Source organism: Mesorhizobium sp. B2-3-10 (genome assembly GCF_006442275.1).
Lineage (GTDB): Bacteria > Pseudomonadota > Alphaproteobacteria > Rhizobiales > Rhizobiaceae > Mesorhizobium > Mesorhizobium australicum.
On record NZ_VFVT01000005.1, the window covers coordinates 468568 to 481032 of the forward strand.

The window sequence follows — 12465 nt, forward strand, 5'->3', positions numbered from 1 at the left end:
GGCAAGATAAACTTCCTCGCGTATTTGGCAGTCGTCCCGGGGAAGCCTTCCATGAGCAATGACGACGACAGGGCCGCAGCGCAATCTTCGTGGCTGCCGCGTCTTTATATGAGCGCACCGGCCCTTTTCTGCTTCTGCGGCATGGTGACGGTGATGATCGTCCTCTGGTCCCTGGGCTTCCGGCTCAATGCCGATGCGGACGACCTTCTCAAAATACACGAGATCCGCACCTTGCTCGAGACCGGGAATATCTTCGACCGGACAATGCCCGGCATTGCCCAGCCCGAGCCCTACATCTCGCACTGGCCATGGATCGTGGACCTGCCCTATGCCGCTTTTGCGTGGCTGCTCGCGCCGTTCGCCGGCTTCGAGCCGGCGCTGATGGCAGCAAGCTTTGTCGTGCCGCTGCTCCTGTTTGTACCCGCGCTCTACTTCTACAACCGGCTGATTGTCGCGATGGGCTTTGCCTATCCGGCCATTGCATTGCCGTTGGCCTTGATCTTCGCCGCGCGCACCTTCTTCGAATACGCGCCGGGGCGGATCGACTATCACAATCTGCAGATATTGCTTCTGCTTGCCGCCCTGGTCCTGTTGCTGTCGCGGAATCGCCTTTCGCCCTTCGTCAACGGCTTGCTGACAGCCCTGGCAATCGCGATCAGCGCCGAGTTCGCACCGTTCTTCGCCCTGGTGATGGCCGTCTACGCCTTCGACTGGATCGCCGGCCGCGACGAGAGTGCGACAGGGATCACCGGCTTTGGAGTGGCCCTGGCGATCGGCGCGATCGGCCTGTTCGCCGCTACCGTCGCGCCCTCGGCCTATGCCGCGGTCAAATGCGATACCTATTCCGCGCCGCATGTGCTGGCGCTGACCGCCGCCGGGCTCTCATTCGCCGTCGTACCTCGGCTTGTCGGCACGCGTGGCGGCTGGGCAATTCGGGCCTCGCTTCTGCTGGTGTTCGCCGCCATCAGCCTGGTGGCGCTGGTGAAACTGTTTCCGCAATGCCTGGACGGCCCTTACGCGTCGATGGACGCCTATGTCCGCGACAACATGCTCAACAGAATTCTTCAGGAATTGAGCCTGTTTCGGCGCCCCGATTTCGTTCTGTCGTCAGGCTTTCCCAGCATGTTGCTGCTGTTCGTCGGCGCGCTCGCGCCGGTCGTCATCTGCACCGGGTCGCATGGCCGCAGCCGGCCTCTGGTCATACTGGCTCTGTTTTCGCTGCTCGGATTGGTGCTGGCGATCGACTATCTCCGCTACTTCCGCTATCTCCCGATTTTCTCCGGCATCGGCCTGATCTTCGTGCTGGAGAGCCTGCTGCCGCAAGGTTCGGGGCTGCGGCGCTACTTGAAATCTCCGGTGCCGGCGCCATCGCGCAAATACGCATTGATCCTGCCCGGTCTGGTTTTGTCCGCGGCCATGGCGCTGTACCATCTGGCGGTCAGACCCTCCCAAGCGGCGATACCCGCCGCTGAATTCGCCGACAGTTGTGACCTCGATCATTTCGGAGCGCAACGGGATTGGCCGTCGGGCGCCATCGTCTTTTCGCCACCGCTCATCGGATCGCATTTCGTCGCGCTGGCCGACGGCCCCAAGGTGGTGACGATCCCAAACCACCCTTCGGCCAAGGGCATCGAACGGAGCTACCGCTTTCTCGACCCCATGACCGCCGACCCGCGTGCGATTCTCGACGCGTCGAAGGCGACACATGTCGCGATCTGTGCCTGGCGAGGCGCGCCGTCGCCGGGTCTCGAAGCCGCCTACCCGTTCGCGGCGGCCCTGATGGAAGGCAAGCCGCCGGCTTGGTTGAGGGAGTGTCCCACGGACGCTTCATCGCCGCTGCGTATCTACAGCTACCGCAACGCCGATGGATCCGACGCCGGCTGCCCGGCTTCGACGCTCTCCGCTCAGGCCCTGCCGTAGAGCGGCACCAGCGTTCCGCTCATTGCCTGGTTGGCCGGCGAGGCGAGATAGGCGATTGCCTCGGCTGCTGCTTCGAGGCTGACCCATTTGGTGAAATCGGCATCCGGCATGTCGGCGCGGTTCGCCGGCGTGTCGAGCGTCGATGGGGCCACCGCGTTGACCAGGATGCCCTGGGCCTTCAATTCTTCCGCCATCGCCACCGTCATGGCAGCGACCGCCGCCTTGCTGGCCGTATAGGCGACCATGCCGGCGCCGCGGCGCGGGTCGAGCCCGGCGCGTGCCGTGACATTGACGATGCGACCGGCAGTATCCGACGCCAGCATCGAGCGGATGGCGGCGCGGCTGCACAGGAAGGCGGTGCGGGCGTTGGTGTCCATCATCTCGGCAAAGGACGCCGATTCGATCTTCTCCACCGGCGCCATGGCAAAGCCGCCGGCCAGATGGATCGATCCCCACAAGGCAGGGACCTGGCTGTAGAACGCCTCGACCTTGGCGGGGTCCGAGAGATCGACATTGTGCGCCAGTTTGACATTGTCGTGCGTGGTGAAGGGGAAGTGCTGAGGTGCCGCGGCATGCGCGTTCGGCACGTGGCAGATCGCGCCCTGTTCCAGCAGTCTGCCGACCACCGCCCCACCGAGCGCGCCGGTTCCGCCGGTCACAACGATGTGCCTGCCTTCAAGTGTTTCCGTCATCCTGGACCGCTCCTGTCATTTTTATGACTTTTGTCGTTGGTTTGCCGCGCCGACGCGAAGCGTCGCCCCTTTCAGTCGATCACTCAACCGATATCTCGACATGGCAGCCGTCACGTCTTTGCATGCGTCAGGGCATCGCCGAATAACGAAGCCGCCCGGAAGCGGATCAGGTCTTGCAAAAACCAAGCCGGCAAATGGTCCGCTTCCTGTCGGCAAGGACGGCCCGGATGTTTCAGACGACCGTGACTTCGATGACGCGCGGCAGCCCCGTTGCCCGGGCCTGCCTGAGCGCCTGTGGCAAGGCGTCGATGTCGGCCAGCCTTTCGGCACCAATGCCATAGGCTTCGGCAAGCTTGCAGAAATCCGGCGGCGCCGGCGACACGCCGACAGGTTCCACGCCGACATCGAGCATCGAGGTCTCGATCTCGCGATAGCCTCTGTTGTTCCAGACCACGAAGATGACGGGCGCTCCAGAATCGAGCGCCACCGCTATCTCCGGCAAGGTGAACTGGAAGCCCCCGTCGCCGGTCAGGCAGACAACCGGCGCATCGGGCACGGCAAGTGCCGCACCGATCGCCGCCGGCGGACCGTAGCCAAGCGCGCCAAAGCCGGTCGCGGCATTGAACCAGCCGCCGGGCCGGTCGTGGTCGTAATAGAGGTTGGCGGCGTAAATCGGCTGGGTCGAGTCGCCAACGATGATGGCACCGGGCAAAGCGTCGCGGATCATTTCCACGGCACGCACCTGCGCCGCATAGGCCGGACTCAACTCGGCAAAAGCGGCCTTTCGCGCCGCCGCGGCGCGGCCATGGCCATCTTCGCCAGCGCTGTGGGCGGGATCGATCGCCGAAAGCAGCGCCTCGATCGCCTCGGCGCAATCGGCCTGGATGGCGACCGTCACCGGATGCCGCGCAAGCTGGTCGGCGCCGATGTCGATACGGATCAGGTTCGAAGGCAGTACGAAGCCGCCGTCGCCATAGCCGTCATAGTCGGTCGGGCCGAATTCGGTACCGGCGGCGATCACCAGATCGGCCCCGGCCATGAGCGCGCGAACCGCCTTGAGGCTTGGGCTTGCCGGCACGCAAAGCGGATGGCCATGCATGAGACCGCGCGCGTTGGTGGTCTCGACAACCGGCGCGCCCAGCCTTTCGGCAAGGCGCCGCAGCGCCGCATCGGCTTTCTTGGCGCCGCCGCCTGCAAGGATGAGCGGGCGGCGTGCGGTGGCGATGAGTTCGGCAGCCCTGGCAATGGCGGCACGCTCTGGCGCCGGCGGCCCGGCATTGCTCAAGGCTGCCGACAATCCGTCCGCCGGCTTGACCATGATATCGGTCGGGATCTCTATATGCACAGGGCCGGGCCGAGACGAGGAAAACAGGGCGAAAGCCCGCGCCAGCGCACCGGGCAATTCGCTGGCCCCGGTCACGCGTAGCGACAACAGCGCTACCTTCTCCATCATGCCGCGCTGATCGGGCAATTCATGCAGGAAGCCGAGCCCCTTGCCGAGCGTGTCGGTGGCGTTGACGCCGGAGATCACCAGCATCGGCACCGAATCGGCGCGCGCCTGGCCCATGGCGGTGATGGTGTTGGTCAGCCCCGGCCCGGTGATGACGAAGGCGACGCCCGGCCTGCCGCCGGCGCGCGCATAGCCGTCGGCCATAAAGCCGGCGCCCTGTTCGTGGCGCGGCGTGATGTGGCGAATCTTCGAGCGCGCAAGACCGCGATAGAGTTCGACCGTGTGGACGCCGGGAATGCCGAACACGGTGTCGACGCCATGCGCCTCGAGCAGCGAAATGAGCGCTTCGCCCACAGTGGTCATTGGTTTTCTCCCCTATCTCTTTGTTTCTACGCAATTCCCAAGGGGGAAGCGCTGCGCGCTTTTCCCGGGAAAAGCGCTTCTCATTTTTCCAGGAATTGCTCCAGCGGCGCGAGGCCGAGTTCGGACTCGACAGCCTTGATGCCAATCGCCGCCAATTCGCCGGGCGAGAACATCTCGCCGGCCAGGCAGCCTTCGATCCAGAGCCCGTCGATGATCGCATTGATCGCGATGGCATGGTGGCGCAACTGGGTTGCGTCCGGCTTGTGCTGTTCGGCGGCGAGCACGTCGGCCACAACTGCTTCCACCTCGTTGCGAAAGCCAAGGTAGCCTTGGCGGTGGGCACGGGCCAGGGCGGGATCCGCACTGGCGCGGCCGATGAAGGTTGCCCAGAGCGAAAACACCCGCGCGTCGATGATCGGCGCATTGAGATTGGCGGTGATGAAAGCCGCAAGACGCTGGCGCGGCGAGGCATCATCCATGACCAATGCCGCCTTCGCCTGCTCGGTCATGCGGTCGACCAGCGCCGTATAGGCTTCCTGCAGCAATTCTTCCTTGCCCGGGAAATAATGCCGGATCAGCCCGGCGGTGACGCCGGCACGTAATGCGATGGTGCGCAGGCTGGCGCCTTGAAGGCCATATTCCGCCACGCTGTCCAGAGTCGCCTCGATCAGATCCTGCCGCCGCCGCTCCTCGCCCTCGCGACGGAACTTACGGCGCCCATTCATTGGCGCAGGATCGGTCGCGTCAGGCATGTCGGCCCGCCTTCGCAGGCGATGCAGAGCGCGTCCGCCTCGAAGATTTCAACCGTGCATCCGGCGGCTTCCATGGCGGCCTTGGTCCTGGGAAAGCCCGCAACCGCAATGACCTTGAGCGGGCTGGTCGGCAGTACGTTGAGGCTGAGGCCGTTGGAAGCCGCGAACTCCTCGGCGTCGCCTTCGACCAGCCGGATGCCGCGTGCCTTCAGCGTCTGATAGAAAGGGGCCGGTAAAAGCGGTGAATAGACCAGCGCCAGGTCGTCGGCCAGCGGGCTGATAACCGACATCAGGTGCAGGCACGCCTCTTCGCCCTGCCACAGCGGCAGATCAAAGCCGTAGACGGAAATCCCCAGCGGCGACAGCAAGTTGGAAACCTGCTGGATGCCTTCCTGGTTGGAACGGACACCGCGCCCGATCGCCAGCGTGCGGGCATCAACCCATACACAGTCGCCACCTTCGACCTGGCCAGGAGCCTCGACGCGACCAAGGATCGGAATGCCCAGCCTTCTGTAGGTTTCTTCATGCAGCGAAGGCTCCCTGGCGCGCAGCGGCTTGCCCATGGACAGGATCAGCGCACCGCGGTCGGTCATCAGCGAAGGGTCGTGCGTGAACACCGAATCCGAGAGTCCGTCGGCCTTGTCCTCGATCCATTCGATCTCGGCGCCGGACGCCGCCACCAGTTCAGCAAGGACTGCGTGCTGAGAGGCCGCTTTCGCCGGGTTGAATCCCGGACCATAGTGCCAGGCAGCCCGGTCGGCGTCGCGCATGGCGTTGGCGGCCGACCGCATCAGCACGCGCCGTAGCGGCGCCGCCATGGACTGAGATCCGAAAGCGCTCATCGATGCCCTTTTTAAGCTGAAAAAAACCGAGAAAATTTCATGAGAGGTTATTTATACACTTGCACAACAAGGCCGCAAGTGCCGTAATGAGCGGGATTGACGGGCTCGCTCTGTTGGGTCCATGCTTGAGGTCTGGAGCGAGGCAGTACAGCGTATGTTGATTAGCCGGATAGACGTTCGACGAACCGCCGGCGGCGATATGGAGGTCATTTGGTGAGCGCTGTGGCAGCTGCCAAAGTCCCATCCGGCGAGGCGCAGGACGGCGCCGCAGAAGCCATCCATGTCGAGAACCTGCACAAGAAATTCGGTCAACTGCATGTGCTGAAGGGCGTATCGCTGTCGGCGCGCGACGGCGAGGTCATCGCCATCATCGGCGGCTCGGGCTCAGGCAAATCGACGCTGCTGCGCTGCATCAACTGCCTGGAAAACCCGACCAGCGGCATCATCCGGGTCAATGGCGAGGAGATCAAGCTCAAGGCGGACAGCCATGGCCATACCATTCCGGCCGACCGCAGGCAGATCGAACGCATCCGCTCCAAGCTCGGCATGGTGTTCCAGAACTTCAACCTGTGGAGCCATATGACGCTGATCGAAAACGTCATCGAGGTTCCCGTTCATGTGCTGGGCGTCAAGCGCGACCAGGCTGTCGCCCAGGCCGAAAAGCTGCTGGTGCGCGTCGGTCTGGCCGAGAAGCGCGATGTCTATCCGGCCTATCTCTCCGGCGGCCAGCAGCAGCGCGCCGCGATCGCTCGCGCCTTGGCCATCAATCCGCGCGTCATGCTGTTCGACGAACCGACCTCGGCGCTCGATCCCGAACTGGTCGGCGAAGTGCTGAAGGTGATTGGCGATCTGGCCCGTGAAGGCCGCACCATGGTGCTGGTCACCCACGAAATGAAATTCGCCCGCGAGGTCGCGACCCACGTCGTCTACCTCTACAACGGGTTGGTCGAGGAGGAAGGCCCGCCGGAGCAGATCTTCGGCGCGCCCAAGTCCGAAAGGCTAAAGCAGTTCATCCGCAACATCGGCTAGGGACAGGCCGGGACGGAAGAAAACCGGGAACCAACAACAAACTGGGAGTTCTGAAATGAAGACTGTTCTGAAGACATTCGCCACGGCGCTGCTGCTCGGCGTCGCCGCCATGGGCGTGGCCAAGGCCGATCCGGTCAAGATCGGCGTCGCCGCCGAACCCTACGCGCCCTTCACCTCGCCCGATGCTTCGGGCAAATGGGTCGGCTGGGAGATCGACTTCATCGACGCCGTGTGCGCCGAAGAGAAGCTCGACTGCGTCATCACCCCCGTCGCCTGGGACGGCATCATCCCGGCACTGACCACCAAGAAGATCGACCTCATCGTCTCGTCGATGTCGATCACCGACGAACGCAAGAAGACCATCGACTTCTCCGACAAGTACTATAACACCCCGACCGCGATCATCGGCCCCAAGGACCAGAAGTTCGGCGCCACGCCCGACGATCTCAAGGGCAAGGTCCTCGGCGTCCAGGTGTCGACGGTGCATGCCGTCTATGCCAAGAAGCATTTCGGACCCACCGCATCCGAGATCAAGGAATATCAGACGCAGGACGAAGCCAACAACGACCTTGCCGCGGGCCGCCTCGACGCGGTGCAGGCCGATTCCATCGCGCTCAAGGAGTTCCTCAAGACCGACCAGGGCAAGGCCTGCTGCGATCTCAAGGGCATGGTGGCCCCTGACGACGAGGTGCTCGGACCGGGCGTCGGCGCCGGCGTGCGCAAAGAAGACACCGCCCTGAAAGAGAAGATCAACGCCGGCATCAAGGCGATCCGCGCCAACGGCAAATATGACGAGATCTCGAAGAAATATTTCGATTTCGACATTTACGGCGGCGCCACGCAGTCGAACTGAGACCCTCGCATCGGCTGGAGGACAGGGCGCTGACGCCCTCGTCCTCCAGCCGGCCTGTCCACGCATGCTTGCCGCCGGCTGCTGGTGCCGGCGGACAGAGCCAGCAATCCGGGGGCGAAGCTGATCGAATCCTTTCTTCCGGCCTCCGCGGCCGGCATCGTCGAACTGCTCTCGCCGGCTCCCGTCGGCTGGGGCGGGACGCTCTTGCTCGGGCTCCTGCATTCGCTAGAGATCGCCGTCGGTGCGACCATCGTCGGCCTGCTGATTGGAACCTGCGGTGCCTATGGCAAGCTTTACGGCGGACCCGTGGTGCGCGACCTGTTCGCGGTCTACACCACCGTGGTGCGCGCCGTGCCGGAACTGGTGCTGATCCTGCTGCTCTACTATGCCGGCACCGACCTGATAAACCAGGTGCTGACGGCGATGGGTTACCAGCGTGTCGACATCAGCGGGCTGGTGGCCGGCATCGCCGTGCTCGGCTTCGTCCAGGGCGCCTATTCGACGGAAGTCATCCGCGGCGCGATCCTAGCCATCCCGCAGGGCCAGATCGAAGCCGCCCGCGCCTTCGGCATGTCTCCCGGCCTTCTGTTGCGGCGCATCACGCTGCCGGCGATGCTGCCTTTCGCCATTCCGGGCCTCGCCAATCTGTGGTTGATCGCCACCAAGGACACCGCGCTGCTGGCCGTCGTCGGCTTCTTCGAACTGACACTGGCGACACGACAGGCGGCGGGCGTCACCAAGGCCTATCTGGTTTTCTTCCTCGCCGCCGGCGTGCTCTATCTCTGCGTGACGCTGGTTTCGAACCTCCTGCTTGGCCGCGCCGAGAAATGGGCGCGGCGCGGCATGCCTTCGATCAAGGAGGCACGTTGATGACCAGCGAAACGGTCATCATCGACACGGCGGCGCGCGCATCGCTCTGGCTGCAGCCGCATCGCATCGTGCTGATCCTGGTCGCGCTGGGGCTGGTGGCGTCAGCCGCCCTCTTCATGCGCTGGGACTGGCTGCCGCAATATTGGGAAATGGGCCTGATGGGGATCTGGCGTGCCCTGTGGATCCTGGCCGTCACCTGTACGCTCGGCTTCATGATCGCCGTGCCCGTGGGGCTGGCGCAGGCGGCCGGCTCGATCTGGGTCGCGGCACCCGCGAAAGTCTTCTGCACCATCATCCGCGGCACGCCGCTGCTTCTGCAGCTATGGCTGCTCTATTACGGGCTGGGCTCGCTTTTCCCGCAATATCCATGGATCCGCGAATCCTGGATGTGGCCCTATCTCAGGCAGGCCTGGCCGTACGGCGTGCTGGCGCTGACCTTGTCCTTCGCCGGCTACGAGGGCGAAGTGATGCGCGGCGCCTTTGCCGGCGTGCCCAAGGGGCAGCTGGAAGCCGCTCGCGCCTTCGGCATGAGCCGCTGGAAGATCTTCCGCCGCATCTGGCTGCCGCAAGCCTTCTACCGGGCGCTGCCGACGCTGACCGGCGAGACCGTGCTGCAGCTGAAATCGACGCCGCTGGTGGCAACCATCAGCGTGATCGACATCTTCGCCGTCTCGTCCAAGGTGCGGCAGGACACCTATCTCACCTATGAGCCCTTGCTGCTCCTGGCGTTGATCTATATGGCGATCACCGGCATTCTGGTCTTCGCCTTCAGCCGGATCGAGGCACGAATCCCGGTCAAGATCGGCTAGGTTCAAGTGAGTGGTGGGTAGGGATTGGTAAGTAGGAAGTGGCTGCCGCGCACTCCACAACTCACCACTCACCAACCCCTACTCACTACTCACTAAGGGCAATCGCCATGCAACTCAGTCTCGACCAGGCAAAAGGGCTGTGCCGGATGGCGGCACTTGGCGCCGGCGCCAACGAGGAAGCAGCGCAATCGCTCACCGCCTCGATCATCGCGGCCGAGGCAGAGGGACTTGCAGCCGTCGGGCTCACACATTTCATCGACTATCTCGAAGCGCTCGAGGCCGGACGCATCGACGGCAATGCCGATCCGGTGATCACCCGGCCGGCGCTGGCCGTCTACCTCTCGGACGCGCGAGGCGGGCTGGCGCATACCGGCTTTGACCGCACCATCGACGACCTCGCCAAGGCGGCAAGACTGTTCGGCGTCGCCATCTTCTCGCAGAAGAACGCCTACACCTGCGGGGCGCTCGGCTACTTCACCGGCCGGCTGGCCGCGCAGGGCCTGGTGTCCTTCGCCGCCACCAATGGTCCGGCCGTCCTGGCCGGCTCAGGCTCGGTCAAGCCGGTCTATTGCACCAACCCGATGTCTTTCGCCGCCCCCGCCGCCGACGGGGCGCCGCTGGTCATCGACCAGTCGTCGAGCGCCACCGCCTTCGTCAACATCCGCAAGGCCGCCGAGGACGGCAAGAAGATCCCCGAAGGCTGGGCGCTGGACGCCAGCGGCAACCCGACCACCGATCCGGCGGCGGCCATGAAGGGCGCCATGCTCGCCTTCGGCGGCCAGCGCGGCGCCAACATCGCGCTGATGGTCGAAGTGCTGGCGGCCGGCCTGTCGGGCGCCAACTGGTCACTCGACGCGCCATGGTTCAGCGGCGGCCCGGACAGCCCCGGGACGGGCCTGTTCGTGCTTGCCGTCGAGCCCAAGCTGCTCGACCCGGGCTTCGAGCAGCGCATGAAAGACCAGCTTGACCGGCTGCGGCGGCGCTTCGGCGTTCACGTGCCAGGCCGCGCCCGCGCCGAAGCGGCCGAAAAGGCGCAGGCGCGCGGCATCACCGCGCCCAAGGCAGTGATCCAGCGTATCTCCGAATTCGCCGAACGCTACTCCGCCTGATTTTCTTCTCCTTTCTTTGCAGACGATTACTTGGCCGCCCCCGCCTGACGCGCGGTTGTGCGCGTTTTTTTTCGCGCGCGTCCTGAACCTTTTTGAGCGCCCGGGCGACCAACGTTTGTCCAGGGCAAGGTGAGCTTGCCCGATCCAGAGCGGGGAACAGCAAAATCAAAATCGAAAGTCTGCTTCGCGTGAAAGGCATCGCCCTTCGCGTCCCGGAAACCCAACCTCAAATCAAGGGAAATCATCATGACCAACACCAAGACCACCATGCTGACCGCCGTCCTCCTGCTCGGTTCCTTCATGGGCGCCACGCAGGCTGCCAATTTGAAGGCCGCACCGGTCAAGCCGGCCAACCCGGGCGTCATTACCGCGCCGGGTGGCGGCGCCACCGAGGACCACTACTGCAAGAACGGCCATGCGAAATTCGCCAACTGCAGCGCCGATTTCGTCGCCGCCTGCAAGAAGGTTGGTGGCACCATGTCGGATGTTCAGGGCTGGGGTGGGCGTACTTGCTTCACGCCCTCCTGATACCGTCTCAGGTCAGGCCGCTCGTCGGCCCCTGACACCTCATGGATGTCATCCGGGAAACCCCGCTTCGGCGGGGTTTCCTGCGTCTGTCGCTCGCAGGGCCAAGACATGATTGATGCGCTTGTCGCAGGAATACCGGGCCTTGCTTTTTCTTGGAATCGCGCAAAAAACAAGGATGACGCGACGACGCGTCACCCTTTGCCTTTGGCGCAAAACGGACTATGAAACGGCTCAGCCAAGCCATCTGGAACGCGCGCCGGAGCCCGCCATGACCGAAATCCTGCAGACCCCAAAGCTCGTCGTCGTCTTTGGCGGGTCAGGCTTTGTCGGCCGTCATGTCGTGCGGGCGCTAGCCAAGCGCGGCTATCGCATCAGGGTCGCCTGCCGGCGGCCCGACCTTGCCGGCCATTTGCAGCCGCTGGGCAATGTCGGCCAGATCCAGCCGGTGCAGGCCAATGTGCGCGTGCGCTGGTCGGTCGACCGCGCCGTGCAAGGTGCCGACCATGTCGTCAATCTCGTCGCCATCCTGCATGAGAGCGGCCGGCAGAAATTCTCCGCCGTGCACGAATTCGGTGCTCGCGCCATCGCCGAGGCGGCGCGCTCCGTCGGCGCCGGGCTCACCCATATTTCGGCGCTCGGCGCCGATCCGGATTCCGAATCGGATTATGCGCGCACCAAGGCGCTCGGTGAAAAGGTCGTGCTGGAGACGATCGCCGATGCCGTGATCTTGCGGCCGTCGATCAATTTCGGGCCGGAGGACAGCTTCTTCAACCGGTTCGCGAATATGGCGCGTTATTCGCCGGTGCTGCCGCTGATCGGCGGCGGCCAGACCAAGTTCCAGCCGGTCTATGTCGGTGACGTGGCGGAGGCTGTCGCGCGTTCGGTCGACGGCAAGATCGATGGCGGCCAGGTTTACGAGCTCGGCGGCCCCAACGTGCTCACCTTCAAGGAGTGCATGCAGGAACTGCTCACGGTTATCGAGCGCAAGCGCCTGCTGGTGCCGGTGCCGTGGTGGATGGCAAACATCCAGGCCTCGATCCTTGGCCTGTTGCCCAATCCGCTGCTGACCAAGGACCAGGTGATGCAGTTGCGCGAGCACAACGTCGTTTCGGACGAAGCCGCCAAGGCTAACCGGACACTGGCGGGGCTCGGCATCCAGCCGCAATCGATCGCGACGATCCTGCCGAGCTACCTCTGGCGCTTCCGCGCCGCCGGCCAGTTCCAGCAGCGTAAGCCCGCGGTATAAGA

At 64.3% G+C, this 12465-nt stretch carries 13 protein-coding genes; 8 read left to right on the plus strand and 5 right to left on the minus strand.

Going from position 1 to position 12465, the window contains the following annotated elements:
- The first annotated feature begins 51 nt into the window (after positions 1-51).
- On the plus strand, positions 52-1920 hold the full coding sequence (locus tag FJ943_RS17680) for a hypothetical protein (protein WP_140723345.1): 1869 nt from the start codon (positions 52-54) through the stop codon (positions 1918-1920).
- On the opposite strand, the gene FJ943_RS17685 is transcribed toward FJ943_RS17680, so the two are convergent.
- From FJ943_RS17685 to FJ943_RS17700, 4 genes are all read right to left on the minus strand, one after another.
- Entirely contained in the window at positions 1905-2612 is a 708-nt protein-coding gene (locus tag FJ943_RS17685; RefSeq protein WP_140614983.1) for an SDR family NAD(P)-dependent oxidoreductase, read from the minus strand. The genes FJ943_RS17680 and FJ943_RS17685 overlap by 16 nt on opposite strands.
- A 232-nt stretch (positions 2613-2844) precedes the next feature.
- On the minus strand, positions 2845-4425 hold the full coding sequence (locus FJ943_RS17690; protein ID WP_140723348.1) for a 5-guanidino-2-oxopentanoate decarboxylase: 1581 nt from the start codon (positions 4423-4425) through the stop codon (positions 2845-2847).
- 80 nt (positions 4426-4505) lie between these two features.
- Positions 4506-5177: a TetR family transcriptional regulator C-terminal domain-containing protein gene (locus FJ943_RS17695; protein ID WP_140723351.1), complete on the minus strand. Its 672-nt coding sequence runs from the start codon at positions 5175-5177 to the stop codon at positions 4506-4508.
- Positions 5147-6019: a dimethylarginine dimethylaminohydrolase family protein gene (locus tag FJ943_RS17700; protein ID WP_140614989.1), complete on the minus strand. Its 873-nt coding sequence runs from the start codon at positions 6017-6019 to the stop codon at positions 5147-5149. Before FJ943_RS17700 ends, FJ943_RS17695 begins: the two co-directional genes overlap by 31 nt.
- A 213-nt stretch (positions 6020-6232) precedes the next feature.
- Here FJ943_RS17700 and FJ943_RS17705 point away from each other — a divergent pair, with 213 nt between their 5' ends.
- The 5 genes from FJ943_RS17705 (at position 6233) to FJ943_RS17725 (ending at position 10689) form a co-directional block, all read left to right on the plus strand.
- Positions 6233-7048, plus strand: a complete 816-nt coding sequence (locus FJ943_RS17705; RefSeq protein WP_015314265.1) for an ABC transporter ATP-binding protein — start codon at positions 6233-6235, stop codon at positions 7046-7048.
- 55 nt (positions 7049-7103) lie between these two features.
- Positions 7104-7901, plus strand: a complete 798-nt coding sequence (locus FJ943_RS17710; protein ID WP_015314266.1) for a transporter substrate-binding domain-containing protein — start codon at positions 7104-7106, stop codon at positions 7899-7901.
- A gap of 204 nt (positions 7902-8105) precedes the next feature.
- Positions 8106-8771, plus strand: coding sequence for an ABC transporter permease (locus FJ943_RS17715; protein ID WP_041163582.1), 666 nt, complete (start codon positions 8106-8108; stop codon positions 8769-8771).
- Entirely contained in the window at positions 8771-9580 is an 810-nt protein-coding gene (locus tag FJ943_RS17720) for an ABC transporter permease (RefSeq protein ID WP_140723354.1), read from the plus strand. Before FJ943_RS17715 ends, FJ943_RS17720 begins: the two co-directional genes overlap by 1 nt.
- 107 nt (positions 9581-9687) lie before the next feature.
- Positions 9688-10689 (plus strand): Ldh family oxidoreductase, encoded by a 1002-nt coding sequence (locus FJ943_RS17725; protein ID WP_140723357.1) that lies wholly within the window; start codon positions 9688-9690, stop codon positions 10687-10689.
- 26 nt (positions 10690-10715) lie between these two features.
- Here FJ943_RS17725 and FJ943_RS17730 read toward each other — a convergent pair whose 3' ends face one another.
- Entirely contained in the window at positions 10716-10937 is a 222-nt protein-coding gene (locus FJ943_RS17730) for a hypothetical protein (RefSeq protein ID WP_140723360.1), read from the minus strand.
- Here FJ943_RS17730 and FJ943_RS17735 point away from each other — a divergent pair.
- Together FJ943_RS17735 and FJ943_RS17740 are read left to right on the plus strand one after the other, a co-directional pair.
- A complete protein-coding gene (locus FJ943_RS17735; RefSeq protein WP_015314270.1) occupies positions 10936-11217 on the plus strand; it encodes a hypothetical protein in 282 nt (93 codons plus the stop codon). The two genes, FJ943_RS17730 and FJ943_RS17735, sit on opposite strands and share 2 nt — an antisense overlap.
- A 268-nt stretch (positions 11218-11485) precedes the next feature.
- Complete coding sequence (locus FJ943_RS17740; protein ID WP_140723363.1) at positions 11486-12463, plus strand: complex I NDUFA9 subunit family protein; 978 nt, start codon at positions 11486-11488, stop codon at positions 12461-12463.
- The last annotated feature ends 2 nt before the right edge of the window (positions 12464-12465 follow it).

What these genes read in the sequence shown, in the direction of transcription:
- FJ943_RS17725 (WP_140723357.1), top strand. Translation starts at nt 9,688, where the DNA reads ATGCAACTCAGTCTCGACCAGGCAAAAGGGCTGTGCCGGATGGCGGCA.
- FJ943_RS17695 (WP_140723351.1), bottom strand. Translation starts at nt 5,177, where the DNA reads ATGCCTGACGCGACCGATCCTGCGCCAATGAATGGGCGCCGTAAGTTC.
- FJ943_RS17720 (WP_140723354.1), top strand. Translation starts at nt 8,771, where the DNA reads ATGACCAGCGAAACGGTCATCATCGACACGGCGGCGCGCGCATCGCTC.
- FJ943_RS17680 (WP_140723345.1), top strand. Translation starts at nt 52, where the DNA reads ATGAGCAATGACGACGACAGGGCCGCAGCGCAATCTTCGTGGCTGCCG.
- FJ943_RS17735 (WP_015314270.1), top strand. Translation starts at nt 10,936, where the DNA reads ATGACCAACACCAAGACCACCATGCTGACCGCCGTCCTCCTGCTCGGT.
- FJ943_RS17690 (WP_140723348.1), bottom strand. Translation starts at nt 4,425, where the DNA reads ATGACCACTGTGGGCGAAGCGCTCATTTCGCTGCTCGAGGCGCATGGC.
- FJ943_RS17685 (WP_140614983.1), bottom strand. Translation starts at nt 2,612, where the DNA reads ATGACGGAAACACTTGAAGGCAGGCACATCGTTGTGACCGGCGGAACC.
- FJ943_RS17700 (WP_140614989.1), bottom strand. Translation starts at nt 6,019, where the DNA reads ATGAGCGCTTTCGGATCTCAGTCCATGGCGGCGCCGCTACGGCGCGTG.
- FJ943_RS17730 (WP_140723360.1), bottom strand. Translation starts at nt 10,937, where the DNA reads ATGATGATTTCCCTTGATTTGAGGTTGGGTTTCCGGGACGCGAAGGGC.
- FJ943_RS17740 (WP_140723363.1), top strand. Translation starts at nt 11,486, where the DNA reads ATGACCGAAATCCTGCAGACCCCAAAGCTCGTCGTCGTCTTTGGCGGG.
- FJ943_RS17710 (WP_015314266.1), top strand. Translation starts at nt 7,104, where the DNA reads ATGAAGACTGTTCTGAAGACATTCGCCACGGCGCTGCTGCTCGGCGTC.